This window comes from Ensifer sp. EB106-05-01-XG146 (genome assembly GCF_058791875.1).
Map to the genome: position 1 here is coordinate 1,492,986 of NZ_JBYTDX010000002.1, position 17,817 is coordinate 1,510,802.

15 protein-coding genes are annotated in these 17,817 nt (G+C 63.4%); 4 read left to right on the forward strand and 11 right to left on the reverse strand.

Annotation, left to right across the window (positions count from 1 at the left end; genetic code table 11):
- The first annotated feature begins 51 nt into the window (after positions 1 to 51).
- Positions 52 to 1,449, forward strand: a complete 1,398-nt coding sequence (locus AC3WVQ_RS26965) for an LLM class flavin-dependent oxidoreductase (protein WP_159415789.1) — start codon at positions 52 to 54, stop codon at positions 1,447 to 1,449.
- A gap of 79 nt (positions 1,450 to 1,528) precedes the next feature.
- Here AC3WVQ_RS26965 and AC3WVQ_RS26970 read toward each other — a convergent pair whose 3' ends face one another.
- The 3 genes from AC3WVQ_RS26970 to AC3WVQ_RS26980 form a co-directional block, all read right to left on the reverse strand.
- Complete coding sequence (locus AC3WVQ_RS26970; protein ID WP_268088320.1) at positions 1,529 to 2,755, reverse strand: acyl-CoA dehydrogenase family protein; 1,227 nt, start codon at positions 2,753 to 2,755, stop codon at positions 1,529 to 1,531.
- Between the two features lie 145 nt (positions 2,756 to 2,900).
- A complete protein-coding gene (locus tag AC3WVQ_RS26975) occupies positions 2,901 to 3,476 on the reverse strand; it encodes a class I SAM-dependent methyltransferase (protein WP_034805750.1) in 576 nt (191 codons plus the stop codon).
- A gap of 57 nt (positions 3,477 to 3,533) precedes the next feature.
- A complete protein-coding gene (locus AC3WVQ_RS26980) occupies positions 3,534 to 4,160 on the reverse strand; it encodes a Crp/Fnr family transcriptional regulator (RefSeq protein WP_492383245.1) in 627 nt (208 codons plus the stop codon).
- On the opposite strand from AC3WVQ_RS26980, the gene AC3WVQ_RS26985 reads away from it, so the two are divergent.
- Entirely contained in the window at positions 4,154 to 4,924 is a 771-nt protein-coding gene (locus AC3WVQ_RS26985; protein ID WP_457578470.1) for an SDR family NAD(P)-dependent oxidoreductase, read from the forward strand. The two genes, AC3WVQ_RS26980 and AC3WVQ_RS26985, sit on opposite strands and share 7 nt — an antisense overlap.
- A gap of 72 nt (positions 4,925 to 4,996) precedes the next feature.
- On the opposite strand, the gene AC3WVQ_RS26990 is transcribed toward AC3WVQ_RS26985, so the two are convergent.
- The 6 genes from AC3WVQ_RS26990 to urtA form a co-directional block, all read right to left on the reverse strand.
- Entirely contained in the window at positions 4,997 to 5,455 is a 459-nt protein-coding gene (locus tag AC3WVQ_RS26990) for an RrF2 family transcriptional regulator (protein ID WP_060522010.1), read from the reverse strand.
- Between the two features lie 307 nt (positions 5,456 to 5,762).
- Positions 5,763 to 6,458 carry an urea ABC transporter ATP-binding subunit UrtE gene (gene urtE, locus AC3WVQ_RS26995; protein WP_029742910.1) on the reverse strand — a complete coding sequence of 232 codons (696 nt, stop codon included), beginning with the start codon at positions 6,456 to 6,458 and terminating at the stop codon, positions 5,763 to 5,765.
- Between the two features lie 35 nt (positions 6,459 to 6,493).
- Positions 6,494 to 7,258 carry an urea ABC transporter ATP-binding protein UrtD gene (urtD, locus tag AC3WVQ_RS27000; RefSeq protein WP_029742911.1) on the reverse strand — a complete coding sequence of 255 codons (765 nt, stop codon included), beginning with the start codon at positions 7,256 to 7,258 and terminating at the stop codon, positions 6,494 to 6,496.
- A gap of 4 nt (positions 7,259 to 7,262) precedes the next feature.
- The gene (gene urtC, locus AC3WVQ_RS27005; protein WP_034805744.1) at positions 7,263 to 8,423 is read right to left on the reverse strand and encodes an urea ABC transporter permease subunit UrtC; all 1,161 of its coding nucleotides are present in this window, start codon (positions 8,421 to 8,423) and stop codon (positions 7,263 to 7,265) included.
- Positions 8,420 to 10,036, reverse strand: a complete 1,617-nt coding sequence (urtB, locus tag AC3WVQ_RS27010) for an urea ABC transporter permease subunit UrtB (RefSeq protein WP_113294246.1) — start codon at positions 10,034 to 10,036, stop codon at positions 8,420 to 8,422. Before urtB ends, urtC begins: the two co-directional genes overlap by 4 nt.
- 170 nt (positions 10,037 to 10,206) lie before the next feature.
- Positions 10,207 to 11,499 carry an urea ABC transporter substrate-binding protein gene (gene urtA, locus AC3WVQ_RS27015; protein WP_029742795.1) on the reverse strand — a complete coding sequence of 431 codons (1,293 nt, stop codon included), beginning with the start codon at positions 11,497 to 11,499 and terminating at the stop codon, positions 10,207 to 10,209.
- 326 nt (positions 11,500 to 11,825) lie between these two features.
- Between urtA and AC3WVQ_RS27020 the strand changes: the two genes are divergently transcribed.
- A complete protein-coding gene (locus AC3WVQ_RS27020; RefSeq protein ID WP_049810994.1) occupies positions 11,826 to 13,136 on the forward strand; it encodes an adenylate/guanylate cyclase domain-containing protein in 1,311 nt (436 codons plus the stop codon).
- Here the strand turns inward: AC3WVQ_RS27020 and AC3WVQ_RS27025 are convergent.
- Positions 13,123 to 15,057: a DUF5054 domain-containing protein gene (locus tag AC3WVQ_RS27025; RefSeq protein WP_492383246.1), complete on the reverse strand. Its 1,935-nt coding sequence runs from the start codon at positions 15,055 to 15,057 to the stop codon at positions 13,123 to 13,125. The two genes, AC3WVQ_RS27020 and AC3WVQ_RS27025, sit on opposite strands and share 14 nt — an antisense overlap.
- Positions 15,058 to 15,068: 11 nt before the next feature.
- Positions 15,069 to 16,109, reverse strand: coding sequence for a LacI family DNA-binding transcriptional regulator (locus tag AC3WVQ_RS27030; RefSeq protein WP_029742798.1), 1,041 nt, complete (start codon positions 16,107 to 16,109; stop codon positions 15,069 to 15,071).
- A 232-nt stretch (positions 16,110 to 16,341) separates the two neighbouring features.
- On the opposite strand from AC3WVQ_RS27030, the gene AC3WVQ_RS27035 reads away from it, so the two are divergent.
- Positions 16,342 to 17,703 carry an extracellular solute-binding protein gene (locus tag AC3WVQ_RS27035; protein WP_029742799.1) on the forward strand — a complete coding sequence of 454 codons (1,362 nt, stop codon included), beginning with the start codon at positions 16,342 to 16,344 and terminating at the stop codon, positions 17,701 to 17,703.
- Positions 17,704 to 17,817 lie beyond the last annotated feature (114 nt).

The window sequence follows — 17,817 nt, forward strand, 5'->3', positions numbered from 1 at the left end:
GGCGTGACCGGCGCTTTGGGCAACGCCCAACCTTGCCCGAAGGAGAGCCCCATGAGCCGCGAAATCCGGCTGAATGCCTTTGACATGAACTGCGTCGGCCACCAGTCGCCAGGGCTCTGGACCCATCCGCGCGACCAGTCCTGGCGCTACAAGGATCTCGATTACTGGGTGCATCTGGCAAAAACGCTCGAGCGCGGCAAGTTCGACGGCCTGTTCATCGCCGACGTGCTGGGCGTCTATGACGTGCTGAACGGCAATGCGGATGCAGCCCTTCGGCATTCGGCCCAGGTCCCGGTCAACGACCCGCTGCAACTGGTGCCGACCATGGCCTACGAGACCGAGCATCTCGGCTTCGGGCTGACGGCGTCGCTCTCCTTCGAGCATCCCTATACCTTCGCCCGCCGCATCTCGACGCTCGACCATCTGACCCGGGGGCGTGTCGGCTGGAACATCGTCACCTCCTACCTCAACAGCGGCGCGCTCAACATCGGCCAGGCGCAGCAGGCGCGCCACGACGACCGCTATGATCTCGCCGAGGAATATCTGGAGGTCTGCTACAAGCTCTGGGAAGGAAGCTGGGAGGACGGCGCCATCGTGCGCGATCGGGCAAGCGGTATCTTCACCCATCCGGAAAAGGTGCATCCGATCAACCATCACGGCCGCCACTTCACTGTTCCCGGCATTCACCTGAGCGAACCGTCGCCGCAGCGCACGCCCGTGCTCTACCAGGCCGGCTCTTCGAGCCGCGGCAAGGACTTTGCCGGGGCGCACGCCGAATGCATCTTCGTCGCCGCGCCATCCAAAACCGTATTGAAGCGCTATGTCGCCAATGTCCGCGAGGCAGCCGCGCGCGCCGGCCGCAACCCACGCGAAATCCTCGCCTTCAATCTGCAGACGGTGATTCTCGGCGAAACCGACGCGGAGGCGAAGAAGAAGTTCGACGAATACCGCAGCCACGTGTCCTACGAGGGTGCCCTGGCGCTGATCTCCGGCTGGACAGGCATCGATTTCGGCCAGTTCGCCCCGGACGAGCCGCTTCGCCACCGTTACACCAACGCGGTGCAATCGGCCGTCGAGACCTTTACGACCATCGACCCGGACCGGGTGTGGACCGTGCGCGAAATGGCCGACTGGGTGGGTATCGGCGGCTTCGGCCCCGTCTTCGTCGGCTCGCCCTCGACGGTCGCCGATCTCCTGCAGGAATGGGTCGAGGACACCGATGTCGACGGCTTCAACCTTGCCTATGCCGTCACGCCCGGGACCTTCGAAGACGCCGTCGACCTGCTGGTGCCGGAACTGCAAAGGCGCGGCGTCTACAAGACCGGCTACCGCGAAGGCACGCTCCGCGAAAAGCTCTTCGGGGCCGGTCCGAGGCTTGCAGCGCCGCACCCGGGCGCCGGCTATCGCGACCTCGCCGGCCAGCGGCAGGCGATCGCGGCCTCCGCTTAAGCGAAGACATCAAAGAAACGCCGCCGGAACCTTTGTTCAGGCGGCGTTTTTCCACGCACAGTCACTCTGTGCGTCAGGTTCAGCTATAGAGGCTTACCGGCGGGATCCGTCCGTTGAGCGCAAAGTCGCCGACCTCGCGCGCCTTGTAGGCGACCGGGTCATGCAGCGTGTGGGTGCGGACATTGCGCCAGTAGCGGTCGAAGCGATAGTGCCCAGCCGTGGCGCGCGCGCCCATCAATTCGAACACCCTTGCCGTCACGTCGAGCGCCACGTGGGTGGAATGCACCTTGGCCGCATAGGCCTCGATCGCCGCCGCGCCCCGCCCCTCGGCCGTTACCGAGCTGCCCTCGGACAAGGCCGCTTCGACCGCTGCCGCAGCCGCATCGGCCAGCGCAACCGACGCCTTCAGGTTCGTCTGGAGCTCGCCGATCGCCTCAAGGATATAGGGGTCGTCGCCGGCACGCTCGACGCCGGACGTCACCCAGGGACGCGTTGTGCTGCGGACGTAGTCGAGCGCTGCTGCCAGCGCCCCCTGCGCCGTGCCGAGATAGAAATTGACGAAGACGAGCTGGATCAGCGGCGTGTTGAAGGTCGCCTGCACCGGTGGCGGATCTAAGGGTTCGGCAAGCGCCTGGATGAAGTCTCGCCCATAAACCGGAAAGTCGCGGAACTCGACGCTGCCGCTGTCCGACAGGCGCTGGCCGATATTGTCCCAGTCGTCGTTCGCGATATAGCCGGGACGGTCGGTGGGCACGACGAAATTGGCGATCTTGCCGTCGAGTGTGGCATTGACGTTGATGCGGTCGGAGACATGCGCGCCGGTCGAAAACGTCTTGCGGCCGTTCAAGACGTAGTGCGCGCCGCGCCGCTCGAGCGTCAGGCCGGGGTCGCGCGGGTTGACGGCTGCACCCCAGTAGAGCTGCCGCTCGACCGTTTCGGCGCCCAGCACCCAGGCTTGCCGGGGATCGGCGGCGGCCCAATAGACGTATTGGCTGTTGACGTAGTGGTAGCCCAGCAATTGCCCGATCGAGCTTTCGCCGCGCGCGACGATGCGCACCAGCCGCAGCCCGTCGATCCAGCTCAAGCCGGCCCCACCGATCTCCGGCGAATGCAACGCCGTCAACAGACCAGCCTGGCGGAGCGCCTCGATCTCCTCGCGCGGCGGCGCGCCCACCCGGTCGAGTTCGGCGCCCCGACGGGCAAGATCGGTTGACAGCGCCTCGGCACGGGCAAAAAGCTCCCGTCGCCTTTCGTCATGTTCGGCGTTCACCGGCGCCGGTTCTCTGAGGAAGTGTACGTTGCTCATCCGCCTCTCCTTGGTTGAGGCGTATTAATAAACTTATTCTATAGACAATGACAGCAAATGGATTTTGACTTGGGCGGAAGCCCGAGAAAGTCTTACCTGTCACCCGGTGCCGCCCACGCGCCGGCGGGAAACGGGGCCATCGCGCTCAGGCACTATTCCGGGAAATGCGATAGACGCTGGCAGGCGGCAGGTTGAGCGGCACCCAGCGCCGAAAGGAGGCCTTGAGCCCAAGCTCGCGCAGAACCTGGAGCGAGATCGGGCATCGCGGTCCATAGGTGAACTGGAACAGGCTTCCATCCTCGGCAAGGTGATGAAAGACCGAGGCGAGGATCGCCCGCACGGTCTGCGCCGGCATGGACAGAAGTGGCAGGCCGCTGATCGCCGCCCCGACGGACTTCACCGCCGGCAGGGCCAGGTGCTGGGCGTCGCCCTCGATCAGCGTCGCGCTCGGGAACCGCTCCCGCAACAGCATGGCGAAAGCCGGATTGCGCTCCACCAGGATGAGATTGTCCTCGTAAACGCCGTTGCGAAGCAGTGCCCGCGTGAAGGCTCCGGTGCCAGGCCCAAGTTCGAGCACATTGCCGGAGAGCGGTCCGATCTCGGTGGTCATGGCGACCGCCAGCCGTCTGCTCGAAGGCGCGATCGCCGCGACCTCCAGCGGTCTCGCCGCCCAGGATCTGAGGAAGAGCAGGAAATCCGATGCCGTTTTCTGTTTGGTCAAGTCGCGCCTCCGTTGTTGCAACGGTGCCTGGTATCGCTCCTTGTCCGATGCCGCGCATTAACCCGGGTTAAGCCTGGTGTCGGCCTCCGCCCGCACTCGCTTGGCGATGCGGCTGAGGCCGACCGGGGTGATGCCGAGATAGCCGGCGAGGTCCTTCTGCGGCACCCGTGCGACCACCTCCGGTTCCTCGACGAGCAGTGCGCGATAGCGCTCCTCGGGATCAAGCGTCAGGAACTGGCGTTCACGGCGCTCCTTGCGCTCGGCAAGCATCATCAGCGCACTTCGGATCATCCGCGACCAGCCAAGGTCGGTGTCGGCCAGCGCCTGCAGCGTCACGAACGGAATTCTCTCGAGGCGGCTCTCCTCGACCGCAATTGCCGAAAAGCTCGCCCGCCCGGCGGGCACCAGCGCCGAGAGGCTCGCAAAGAACCGCCCTTCGATGGCGAAGGACTTGATCCACTCCTCGCCATTGGCACGCAGATAAGTGAGCTTCACCAGGCCGCGCTCGATCACATAGACATAGGGATGCGGCTCATCCTGATGGAAGACCGTTTCGCCAGCCCTCACGCTGCACACCTGCATCGCCTCGGCCAGGCGCTCCGCCTGCGCCAGCGGATGCCGGGCGATGCGCTCGAACAGCGAAATCGCAGCGCCCTCTCCGCGCTTAACTTCGGTTAATGCCATCCCCGTCCTCCCGTTGCAGATTCGACTGCGCAACAACGGGAAATAGATCACATGGCACGCTACGTCGTCACCGGGGCAAGCTCGGGAATCGGCAGGGAGATCGCACTGCAACTGGCCGCGAGGGGGCACGATGTCTTAGCACTTGGCCGCGACCGGAGCGACTGGAGGACTTGACGCTGCGAAACCGGAGGATCGAAACGCGGGTGCTCGATCTCTGCGATCGGGCCGCAACCATCGCCTGCAGAGCCAAGATGGCGGGCGATCCGATCGACGGTCTCATCAACAACGCGGCCATCCAGCACAATGTCCGGTTCGACGACCCGCATTACGACGCCGGACAAATCGCGGACGAAGTCGATACCAATCTCGTCGCGCCGATGCTGTTGTCGCGGCTGCTTCTGCCGAAGACGCCCGGGCGCCCCTTCGTCATCGTCAATGTCGGCTCAGCACTCGCCCGTTATCCGAAAACGACGGCGGCGGTCTACAGCGCCACCAAGGCGGGGCTGCGCATGTTTTCGGATGCACTTTCCGTCCAGCACCAGGCAGGCGCAGTCAAAGTGGTTGATGTGGTGCTGCCGCTCGTCGATACCCCGATGACATCAGGGCGGGGAAAGGACAAGGTCAGCGCGGCCTATGCGGCGAAGGAAATCCTGCGTGCGCTCGAGCCGGGCGGGCCCCGCATCCATGTCGGCAAGGCGCGATTGCTGCGCCTGCTCGAAATCATAGCGCCGCCTGCAGCCGCCGCGATCATCAGAAAGCTGTGACGCTGCAGTTCCGCGATTGTCCCGCCGCGTCTCGCGATCTCAGGCACCCAGTAAAGAACGGATGCGCGGAGGTCAGCCGGCCTCAGCGTCCCTCAAGGCGACGATCTCGGTCGCGTTGTCGTTGGCGGCGAACTGCTCCAGCGTCATGTTGTCGAGGATCGAGGCGATCGCGTCGCGAACGTTGCTCATCGACTTGCGCACATGACAGTTGACCGGATCGGCACAGTCGTCGCAGGCCTCGAACGCGGTGCGGCTGGCGCAGCGGATCGGTGCCAGGGGACCGTCGAGCGTGCGGATGACCTGGCCGATGCGGATGTCGGAGGCTGGCCGGGAGAGCGAATAGCCGCCGCCCGGGCCCTTCTTCGAGCGCAGGATGCCGGCATTGCGCAGTTCGAGCAGGATCGCGTCCAGGAACTTTTTCGGAATATTGTTCCGCGTGGCGATCTCGGTGATGAAGGCGGTCTCTCCGGGCTCCAGTTGAGCCAGGTCGACAAGGGCCTTGAGCCCGTATTTTCCTTTTTTGGTCAACATGTCACTTCACTTTCCTGAACAAGGAAAGCCGCCACAACGCCCCTTCCCGCGGCATTTACCGGGGGTAACGGGTTGTGACGGCCGCACTCTTTCGCTTAGGATGTCCTACACCCAAACTGCACCATTCTCAATAAAATACGTCAGTTACTGCATAGATTTAGTGATTTTAGAAGGCGCTTTTATGGCAGGGGGGAGAATTTCCGCTCCCTTGAGAAGGTGGTTTTGCCTCAAGAGCCAGCAGTCGCTTGCCTCGGACGCCGCGAAACCCGACGCCGGAGCACCGCAGGTGTAACTGTTCAGGATGCGATCACACCGTCAGATGGCGGCGCGCCTCTGATGTGTCCAGCGTTTCGGCTGCGCCCTCGTGGACCACAGCGCCCCGATCGAGGATGTAGACGTGGTCGGCGAGTTCGCGACAGAAATCGAGATACTGCTCGACCAAGAGGATCGCCATGCCGGTCGAATCCCTGAGATAGCGGATAGCCCGGCCGATATCCTTGATGATCGAGGGCTGGATGCCTTCGGTCGGCTCGTCGAGCACAAGGATCTTCGGTCGCGTCACCAGCGCTCGGCCGATCGCCAGTTGCTGCTGCTGACCGCCGGAGAGGTCGCCGCCACGGCGACCAAGCATCGAGCGCAACACCGGAAAGAGGTTGAAGACGTCCTCGGGTATCGAGCGGTCGCCGCGCTTCAGGGGCGCATAGCCGGTCTCCAGGTTCTCCTTGACCGTCAGCAGCGGGAAGATTTCACGCCCCTGGGGGACGTAGCCGATGCCTTCTTTTGCCCGCCGATAGGGCGCCATGCCGGCGAGTGCTGCGCCGTTGAAGTCGATCGCGCCGGCGCTGACCGGATGCTGACCGGTGATCGCCCGAAGCAGGCTCGACTTGCCGACGCCATTGCGCCCGAGCACGCAGGTGATCTTGCCCATCTCGGCCGTGATCGACACGTTTCGCAGCGCCTGCGCGGCGCCGTAGTGAAGATTGACGTTTTCGACGCTGAGCATGGCGCGCCCTCCTTTTGGATTTTCGGTGTGGGTCATCACCGGCCAAGGTAGTTCTCGATCACCTTCGGATCGCTGCTGACAAAGTCGATCGAGCCTTCCGCCAGCACCGCCCCTTCAGCAAGGCAGGTGACCTTGACGCCGAGTTCACGGATGAAGCCCATGTCGTGCTCGACAACCACGACCGATCGGGTCTTGGCGATCTCCTTCAGCAGGATGGCTGTCTCGGCAGTTTCCGCGTCGGTCATGCCGGCGACCGGTTCGTCGACCAGCAGCAGTTCCGGCTCCTGGGCAAGCAGCATGCCGATCTCCAGCCATTGCTTCTGCCCGTGCGAAAGGTTGGCGGCGAGATCGCTGCTGCGCGACGACATGCGGATGGTCGCAAGGATCTCCTCGATCCGAGCCTTGTCCTCTGCCGTCAGTCGGTAAAAGAGTGTCGGAAACACGCCGCGCTTGCGGTTGAGCGCCAGCTCGAGATTGTCCCAGACCGTGTGGCTTTCAAACACCGTCGGCTTCTGGAATTTGCGGCCGATGCCGAGCGAAGCGATCTCCGCCTCGTCCTTCTTCGTGAGATCGATCTCGCCCTTGAAGAACACCTGCCCCTCGTCCGGCCGCGTCTTGCCGGTGATGATGTCCATCATCGTCGTCTTGCCGGCGCCGTTCGGGCCGATGATCGCTCGTAGCTCGCCGGGTTCGATGACGAAGGAGAGCGCATTCAACGCCTTGAAGCCGTCGAAGGAGACGGAGACGCCGTCGAGATAGAGAAGGCTGGTCGGCTTGGTCTGCCCGATTGTCTGGTTCATGTCGTTACTCCGCCGCCATGGGTTCAACGGCCAGATTGTCCGGTGTTTCAGCCGCCCGCGTCTGACGCTCCGCACGCCGGCGGGCGAAGTACGCGCCAGCCGTTCCGACGACGCCCTTCGGCAGGAACAGGGTGACGAGCACGAAGAGGCCGCCAAGCGCAAAGAGCCAGAATTCCGGGAACGCTGCGGTGAAGATGCTCTTGCCGCCATTGACGAGAATGGCGCCGACGATCGGGCCAATCAGCGTGCCGCGCCCGCCGACCGCCGTCCAGATCACCACTTCGATCGAATTGCCGGGCTCGAACTCGCCGGGATTGATGATGCCGACCTGGGGCACATAGAGCGCGCCGGCAATGCCGGCCATCATCGCCGATAGGGTGAAGGCAAAGAGCTTGATGTGCTCGACCCGGTAGCCGAGGAAGCGCGTCCGGCTTTCCGCGTCGCGGACTGCCACGAGCACCTTGCCGTACTTGGAACGCACGATCGCCGACGTCAGGATCAGGCAGAGCGCCAGCATCAGCGCCGAGGCAGCGAACAAGGCGGCGCGCGTGCCGTTAGCCTGGATGTTGAAGCCGAGGATGTCCTTGAAGTCGGTGAGGCCGTTGTTGCCGCCGAAGCCCATGTCGTTGCGGAAGAACGCAAGCAGCAGCGCGTAGGTCATCGCCTGAGTGATGATCGAGAGATAGACGCCGTTGACCCGCGAGCGGAAGGCGAACCAGCCGAAGACGAAGGCGAGCAGCCCCGGGACAAGTACCACCATGAGCGCGGCAAACCAGAACATGTCGAAGCCATGCCAGAACCACGGCAGCTCCTTCCAGTTGAGGAACACCATGAAATCCGGCAGCAGCGGGTTACCATAGGAGCCGCGCGCCCCGATCTGGCGCATCAGGTACATGCCCATGGCGTAACCGCCGAGCGCGAAGAAAGCCGCATGCCCGAGAGAAAGAATGCCGCAGAAACCCCAGACGAGATCGAGCGCCAGCGCCAGCAGCGCATAGGTCAGGTACTTGCCGAACAGCGACACAAGATAGGTCGGCACGTGCAGTGGATGATCGGGCGCGGTCAAAAGGTTGAGCGCCGGGACAAGCATGGCGAGGCCGACAAGGATCGCAACGGCGATCAGAATGCTGCGGTCGAACGACCGCATCAGAAATGACGTGATCATGCTTCCACCGCCCTTCCCTTGAGCGCGAAGAGGCCGCGCGGTTTCTTCTGGATGAAGAGGATGATCAGCACCAGCACGAGGATTTTGCCGAGCACCGCGCCGGCATAGGGTTCCAGGAACTTGTTGAGGATGCCGAGCGAGAAGGCGCCGACGAGCGTGCCCCAGAGATTGCCGACGCCGCCGAAGACGACGACCATGAAGCTGTCGATGATGTAGCCCTGGCCGAGATTGGGCGAGACGTTGTCGATCTGCGAGAGCGCCACGCCCGCCATGCCGGCGATGCCGGAGCCGAGCGCGAAGGTGAGCGCGTCCACCCAGGGGGTGCGGATGCCCATCGACGACGCCATGCGCCGGTTCTGGGTTACGGCCCGCATCTTAAGGCCCATCGACGTCCTCTTGAGCAGGAACAGCAGCGCCGCAAATACCGCCAGCGCGAAAACGATGATCCACAGGCGGTTCCAGGTGATGGTCAGCCCGCCAAACTCGAAGGCGCCGGACATCCACGAGGGATTGCCGACCTCTCGATTGGTCGGCCCGAAGATCGAGCGCACCGCCTGCTGCAGGATCAGCGAGATGCCCCAGGTGGCAAGCAGCGTTTCGAGCGGTCGCCCGTAGAGAAAGCGGATGACGCCGCGCTCGATTGCAAGGCCAACCGCGCCGGTCACGAGAAAGGCGAGCGGCAGCGCGATCGCCAGCGACCAGTCGAAGAGGTCAGGATAGGAATTGCGCACCACCTCCTGCACCAGGAAGGTCGTGTAGGCGCCGAGCATGACCATCTCGCCATGGGCCATGTTGATGATGCCCATGACGCCGAAGGTGATGGCAAGGCCGATCGCCGCCAGCAAGAGGACCGAGCCGAGCGACAGGCCGTACCAAATGTTCTGGCCGGCGCTCCAGAAGGCCTGGGTCTGCTCGATCCGGGCGATCGCCGCCTCGATATCGGGTTTAAGGGAAGCATCGGCTGTGGCCAGAGCGGAGGTCAGAACGGCAAGGCCGTTTCGCCCGTTACCTTCGGCAAGCAGCGCGATCGCCTGACGCTTCTGATCGTCCGGGCGATCCGAGACGAGCAGCGTCACCGCGCGGGCCTCATCGAGAACCTTGCGCACGGTCCCGTCTTTCTCGGCCGCGATCGCCGTTTCGATCGCCTCGAGCGCATCGGCATTCGGCGTCTGCAGCATGGATTGCGCCGCCTTCATGCGCGCACTGGTATCGTCGCTGAAGAGCGTGAGACCTCCGAGCGCGCTGCGAACCGCGCGACGCACCGCATTGTTGACCTTGACCTTCTGCATCGCCGCCTTCGGTGCCGCTCCGGCGTCAGCCCCGGTCACGGGATCGACGAGCAGCAGGTCTGCGCCCTGCGCCTTGACCAGAAAGACCTTGCCGTCGGACTTGCGCTGATAAAGTTCCCCCTCGCCCAGCGCCTCAAGCACCGGAATGACCTTCGCGTCGCCGGTCTTGGCCAGCGCCGTTATGTGGTCGTCCATTTCGGAAAGCTTAGCGCTGCCCAGCTGATCGATCAGCGGGCCGAGGTCTTCGGCTGCGCGAGAACCGACCACATGGGCCGATATCACCAGACACAGCGCAACGAACAGGATCTGCAGAATTCGGTACATGGCCCCCTCATCCGGATCGGTCATGCGGCGCATGCACAAACCCGTCATAGCCCAAGCAAGCTCCCTTCGCTCGTGCGCGCCGCCGAACGAAGGGCATGCTTGCCTCAAGTTTTCGTCATGCAATCACTGTCCGGGCGGCACGCCGCCCGGTCTATGACTAGGTGATGAAATCAGGAGCCCTTGCCGCCGCACTTGCCGGTGGCGACGTTGAAGTTGCCGCAGGACATCGGCGCGCGCCAATCGGAGATCAGGTCTTTGGAGTCCGGCAGATAATCGGACCATTCGTCGCCGACGACGAGGCCGGGTGTTTCCCAGACGGTCTCGAACTGGCCGTCGCCCTGGATCTCGCCGATCAGCACCGGCTTGGTAATGTGGTGGTTCGGCATCATCGTCGAGTAGCCGCCCGAAAGATTGGGGACGGAGACGCCGATCATCGCGTCGAGAACGGCGTCCGTATCGGTCGTGCCGGCCTTTTCGACCGCCTTCAGCCACATGTTGAAGCCGATGTAATGCGCTTCCATCGGATCGTTTGTCACGCGCTTGTCGTTCTTGGTATAGGCCTTCCAGGTCTTGATGAACTCGGCATTGGCGGGTGTGTCGACCGACTGGAAATAGTTCCAGGCTGCCAGATGCCCCACGAGCGGCGTGGTATCGAGCCCGGCGAGTTCCTCTTCGCCGACCGAGAAGGCGACGACCGGAATATCCTCCGCCTTGACGCCCTGGTTCGCCAGTTCCTTGTAGAACGGCACGTTGGCGTCGCCATTGATGGTCGAGACCACGGCGGTCTTCTTGCCGGCCGAGCCGAACTTCTTGATGTCAGAAACGATGGTCTGCCAATCGGAATGACCGAAGGGCGTGTAGTTGATCATGATGTCCTCGGGCTTCACGCCCTTGGAGATCAGATAAGCTTCGAGGATCTTGTTGGTCGTGCGCGGATAGACATAGTCGGTGCCCGCGAGCACCCAACGCTCGACGCTCTCGTTTTCCATCAGATAGTCGACGGCCGGGATCGCCTGCTGGTTCGGCGCCGCCCCGGTGTAGAAGACGTTGCGCTGGCTTTCCTCGCCCTCATACTGGACGGGATAGAAAAGGATCGAGTTCAACTCCTCGAACACCGGCAGAACCGACTTGCGCGATACCGAGGTCCAGCAGCCGAAGACCGCCGAGACCTTGTCGACCGAAACCAGTTCGCGCGCCTTTTCAGCAAAGAGCGGCCAGTCGGACGCGGGATCGACGACGACGGCCTCGAGCTTCTTGCCGAGCAGGCCGCCCTTCTTGTTCTGCTCGTCGATCAGCATCAGCATGGCGTCCTTCAGCGTCGTCTCGGAGATCGCCATGGTGCCGGAAAGCGAATGCAGGATGCCGACCTTGATCGTGTCGTCAGCGGCGAAAGCGCTGCTGAAAGCCGTCGTCGACAGGATGGCGGCCAGGAATGCGCCGGTCACGCTTGTCTTGATAGTCATCTGATGGAACCCCTCTCGTTCTGGAGCAACTGGCCCTTCGGTGCTTCTAGCCGCTGCTTAAGGGGATCATCGGACAGCCACGCTGCACTGCACATACGTCATTCTACGTAGGCGCCGGGGGCAAAGAGGAACGCGATTGATAACCTGGTCGCGGGCGGCTGCAGCGCAGCGATGGTATCTTTCTTGACCTTCCCATCGTTGGAAGCCCTAGAACCTAATCTGGCCGCAGGTCAGCGGGCTTGCGGCCACGCCACATATTCGACGCGAATCGACTGGTAGCAGAGCGGCTATCGCCGGCCGTCGACGCAGGGGGAATGCCGAAAGACATGACGTCCTCACTTCATCCGCATTGGGATACGGCCCGGGAGAAGCGTTCGCTCACCCTGCGCTTCGTTGCTTTCGCAATCCTGCTGGCAAGTCTGCTGCTCGGCGGCAACGCGGGCGCGGAACGCATGCACGCGGTCGTCGTCGTCAGCTATCTCGCCATCAGCGTGGCGTCGGTGGCAACGGCGCGCTATCTGCCCGGCCGCTCCTGGCTGACGACCCTCTTCGTCGTTCTCGATGCGCTCTTGGTCGCGCTGCTGCTCTACGCCCATATTCTGGCCGGCCCGGTGACAGCGAACCACAATCTGACGACGACCAGCCTCGTCGTCGCCTTCATCCTGCTCGTCCATGTCGGACTCAAGCTGGAGCGACGCCTGGTCCTCCTCTTTTCCGCCATCGTGCTCATAGCCTGGGTGACGATGCTGGCGATGACGGCTGCAAGGCATGATGCCTCCGGACCGCTTTCGCTGCTCGGGGCATTCTTCAACCAGGATCTCGGCCTGACCGTGAGCTTCGGCTTCACCGCCTTTGCCATCTATCTTCTTGCGCGCGACCACGACCGGACGCGCAAGGAAGCCTTGAAGGCCGACCAGCGGCGACAAAATCTCTCGCGCTTCTTCTCGCCGCTAGTCGTTTCCGCCCTGCAGGAGAAAGGCGATGTGCTCGGGCTGGAGCGACGCAGCGCCGCGATCATGTTCGTGGACCTGCGTGATTTCACCCGTTTTGCCGAGGCGGCACCGGCGCCTGAGCTCGCCTTCGTGCTCGCCGAATATCGCCAACTCGTCTCGCAGACGATCTTCGAACACGGCGGCACCGTCGACAAATTCATCGGCGATGGGGTGATGGCGGTCTTCGGCCAGCCGAGACCGAAGGAAGACGACGCCGACAGGGCACTTGCCTGCGCGCTCGATCTCGTCGACATCCTCACGGATTGGAAGAACCACAACGCGTGCAACAACCACCCGGCCCTCGATGCCGGCATCGGCCTGCACTATGGCACGGTCGTCGGCGGCGTTCTCGACAGCGGCTGCCACAGCGAGTTCACCGTCATCGGCGACGCCGTCAACGTGGCCCAGCGCCTGGAATCCATGACCAAGACGCTGCAGGTGCCGCTCGTCGTCTCCGCTTCGTTGATGTGCCGGCTCCAAGCACCAGCACCGGAAGCCGCATGGGTATCGCACGAGGCGGTCGTGCTGCCAGGTCGTCGCCTTCCGGTCGACATCTGGTGTCTTCACCGGGAGACCGGCTCAGCCCACCCGAACGAGGATGAGCCTTCCGTCGCTCCGCAGTCGCTGACGATCACCGACCGCTGAAGCTAAGCTTGAAGCGCGTGGTGAAATCACCGCCCCACCACATGGGGAAGTTGGTGCCCCATTTGTTGTTGTGGATGTTGAAGCGGACACCGGCGGAATAGTCAGGCAGGTCCTTGCAGAAGGCCATGAACGGCCAGGACTGCGGCGCCACCAGCGGCGTGTCGAGGTTTTCGACCATCAGCTCGACGCCCGGTTCCGAGCGCCCCCTCACCGCCGTGACCGCCTGCAGCTGTGCACCGCCCGCGCGGGCGAAATTGTCGGTGGCGTGCCAGTGCCCCATCTTGCGCACATCCCAGGCGGAACGTCCCTCGGGCGTGAACGACAGAAAGCTCGCTTCCGGCATACGGTTGGCGTTCTTGCCATAGAGGGACAGCCGGACATCGAGCCCGTCCTTGCCGGCGGAAAATTCGATGGCGATTTCGGCAGGCGCGCCCAATTGCTCCACCGCTTCTGCCGGCATGACTGCAAGGACGGATGTTGCGGTCGTGCCGTAGAGCTTGGGCGCGTAGGCCTGCGAGCGCGCTTCCGCAACCTTCGCAAGCCCGGGCTTGTCGTGGTCGAGCACCGCCCAGTCCATCCAATGTGTAAGGTACGTATCCATGTGGCGGCGAACGTCGCCGGCGTCATAGCTTTCATAGCGATAGGCGATCAGCGAACCGTTGGCGCCACGGACCGTCCGACCGTCGGGCGCAGTCAGCGCGGAAACGTCGCCGGTTACCGGATCAAGCTCGATGATCCAGCCGCCGACATCGAGCCGCGTAGCAGCCTCGGCCGCCTCGGGCCGTGATGGAACGGCAATCTCGGCAAGGGCCGCCTCGGCGCGGACCGCATCCTCGCCGTCCAGCTCTGCAACCGCCTGGTCGAGATAGGCCCGCTGCTCCGCCCAGGACGCTTCGGTATAGTGGAAGCGAGGATCAGTCTTTCGCGCCGCCTCGAAGGCGGGGCGTGCCCAGGCCTTCTCGTCGCGCAGGAAGGATTTGATGTCGACGCCGCAGGTGTGTTCGGCGACCAGCGCCAGCTTGCGGCCGAAGGCCTGGCGGCTTGTGGTCATCCGCTCGCCGGCAAATTGGTCGTAAAGCCGCTGCAGCGCCAGATAGCGGGCGATCTTTTCCGGATCGGTGCCGCTGCCGTGGATCCAGCTGTCGCCGAGTTCCTTTTCCACCACCGGGAAACGCTCGCGCGCCTCCCAAATAAGCTTGCCGTAGTCCTCCAGTGTCGCCGCGCGCACGGCGGCACCTGGCTCGTGTTTCAGGATCTCGCGATAGGCTTCGGCCGTCTGCGACACGCTCTGCGGGCCGATGTTGTCGCTGGTATGGGCGAAGCTCAAGCCGTCGGAGAGACCCTCGGGGAAATAGGTCTCGCCATAGGAGCGCTGGTACATGACGACGATTTCCTCGCCGCCCGCCGCTCGCCAGCGAAAAATATCCGGGATTTCCGGCGGCGGCGAAGCGGAGTTCACGCCGATATGCAGGAAGCGCACGCCGGCTTCGGCCAGCAGCGGCACCATGCCGAGCGTATGGCCGGGCACATCGGTCATCTTGGCGGCGATCGTCTTCAGACCGAAGCGATGGTCCAGCTCCTGCGCATAGGAAAGCCCCGCCTTGAAAAGATCCGGCGACATCAGCTCCGTATGGGTGGTGAAGGGCAGCGCGTGCCAGCGGATCAGGCCGCGCTCGATCGCCTGCTCAAGGCGGGCGACCTCTTCCTTCGAGCGAGAATTCAGGTGATCCCAGATCAGCCAGGCGCCCGTCGTCCAGACGAACAGCGGCTCGTGCGGGTTCTCGTTGTAGAAGTGCGCGCCGGTCTCGATCGCCTGCGGGATGAAGCGCTCGTGATACTGCTTTCGGATCTTCTCGGCGTGATCGGTAAAGCCGATGTCGAGATGGGTCTTGAAGACGACGTGGATGCGTTTTTCGGTCATGTTCGCTACCTTCAGCCGACGGTGCCCCGCACGATCAGGCGGGTGTTGAGTGTCTCGGTAAACGGCTCGGCATCGGGCGCACGAAGCCGCATCAGGATGAGGCGGACGAGCGCACGCACGCGCTCTTCGAGGTCGATGCGCACGGTGGTGAGGTTGTAGCTCTTCCAGTGCGCCTGCGGGATGTCGTCGAAACCGACGACCTTGACGTCCTCAGGCACGGAAAGCCCGAGCTCGTGGCGCAGCGCGTCGATCGCGCCGAAGGCGCCGACGTCATTGGCCGCAAAGATCGCATCGGCACCTTCGCCGATGCGGAACAGATCGAGCGTCGCCTGGTAGGCGGTGTCGTAGGTGTAATCGCCGGCAAGCACGATCGGCGCATCCATGCCGCGCTCCGCGAGCGTCTCCTTCAGTGTGCGCTCGCGCTCGGCATTGGCGAGCGACTGCGCCTTGCCGCCGAGATAGGCGATGCGGCGCGCGCCATAGCCCTGAAGCAGGGCCACCGCCTGCTCGATGCCGTTTTTCTGCCGGACGAGCAGGCGGTCATAGAGCGTACCGGATGCGGCGCCTGCAAACTGCTTCACGTCGTCGTAGATCACGTAGATCGGCACCGCGCGGTCGAGAAAGCCGCAGAGCACATCGGGCAGGATGTTCTCGGTAAACGCGATCACGGAATCCGGATTGAAGCCGCGCATGTAGGTGAGCAGGCGCGGATCCATGCTGAAATCAGCCTTGGCCTTGAAGAGCAGCGTCGCGAAGCCCTCCGCCTGCAGCGCCGTCGTCAACGCGTCGATCTCCTGGCTCTCCCAGGGGCTGCAGACGTCGGGCACGATCATGCCGACGAGATGCGAGCGACCGGTCACCAGCGAGCGTGCCGCCATGTCGGGCGTGTAGTTCAGCTCCCGCGCCACCTGCAGGATGCGGTCGCGCTTTTCCGGCTTCAGCGACGCATTCGGATTGAAGGCCCGCGAGACCGCCACACGGGAAACATTGGCCTCGCGCGCCACCTGGTCTGCGGTGGCTCGGGCAGCTTTCTTGTCGGCGCGCTCGTTCATCTATCCGTCACAAAATGAAAACGTGTTCATTCACAAAAGAGAGCAACGCGACGATTTCGTCAAGCGGAATAGGTATTCCGCCGATTTTTACCAACGGAACACATGATCCATGTTGACAAAGATGAAAGCGTGTTCATTCTTGACCGTCGTCGGGACGCCGGACCTGGAGGAGGGACGGACTGTCGCAGCCAGACACATAGGTCCTTGAGTGGATCGACCGGGAGGAGAAAACATGCGTACCAGGTTTCATTCCCTATTGCTCGGCGCAGCCGCGGCCATCGCCTTTGCAGCACCAGTGAGCGCCACCGAACTCAACATCACCTGCCGCTGCATCATCGGCGGCGTAAACAGCGGCATGGCCGAGTGGATCGAAAAGAAGGTCATTCCGGCCTTTACCGAGAAGATGAAGGCCGAAGGCAAGGACGTCACCGTCAAGCTCACCCAGTTTGGCGGCGAGGACGAGCAGCTGACGCAGCAGCTCGCGCTCGATTTCTCCACCGGCGCCGGCCCTGATGTCTCCGGCTTCGACGGCTTCCTGATCCCGAGCTTCGTCCAGGGCAATCTCCTGAAGTCGCTCGAGGAAGTGGCCGGCCCAGACGTTCCGAAGTGGGAGGGCTGGCAGCATATCTCCGACGGCACCAAGGCGCTGATGAGCTACCAGGGCAAGCCCTATGGCATCGCGCTCGGCACCGACGCCCGCATGATCTTCGTGCGCAAGGACCTCTTCAAATCGGCTGGGCTCGATGCCGACAGCTGGCAGCCGAAGTCCTGGGATGAGTTGCTCGACGCCGCCCGCAAGATCAAGGCGGCCGCCCCCGACAGCTTCCCGTTGCAGCTCAACGCCGGCGTCTCCATGGGCGAGGCGACCACGATGCAGGGCTACTGGATGGCGCTGCTCGGCACCGGCGAACAGGTCACCGACGACAGCGGCAAATATATCGTTTCGAGCCAGGGCATCCTCGACACGCTGAAGCTCTACAAGACCATCTATGTCGACGACAAGCTCGGCGACCAGCGCGCGCAGCTGCTTGCCGACGGCCGCAACCGCACCTTCGCCAATTTCCGCGATGGCAAGACGGCGATGCTCGTCGAGGGCGACTGGTTCTATCGCTCGGTCACAGCGCCCGGCGCCGAATTCGCCGTCGCCGATCGCGACAACACCATGACCTGGAAGAAGATGCCCGCCGCAGCACCCGGAAAGGGCTTACGCGGCCAGGATTTCGTCACGATGTCCGGCGGCACCGGCTTCGTCATCAATCCGCATACGGACGCGCCTGCCGAATCCTGGGCGCTGCTCTCGTTCATGAACAGCAAGGAGCAGCTCGACGCGTTCCAGGAAATCCAGCCCGCCATCCGCATCCGCGACGACGTGGCGATCCCGAACTCGCCGTTCCTGACGGAAACGGCAACGACGCTGCTGCCGATCACCACGGCCCGTCCGAACGACGCCAATTACAACAAGGTCTCGACCGAGATCCAGCGCATGACCGAAAGCGTCGTTTCCGGCGAGCTCTCGCCTGAGGACGCGATGGCCCAGTACAAGGCGGCCGTCATCGCCATCGTCGGCGAAGAAAACACCGTCAGCACGCTCTAAAGCCAATGCGGGATGTGGCCGCAACGGTGCCCTCATCCCGCTTCGATCCAACGACAGAGCGCCCGGCTGCCATCCGTGGCCGGGCTCCCGATCCAGGATATGGGCATGAAACGC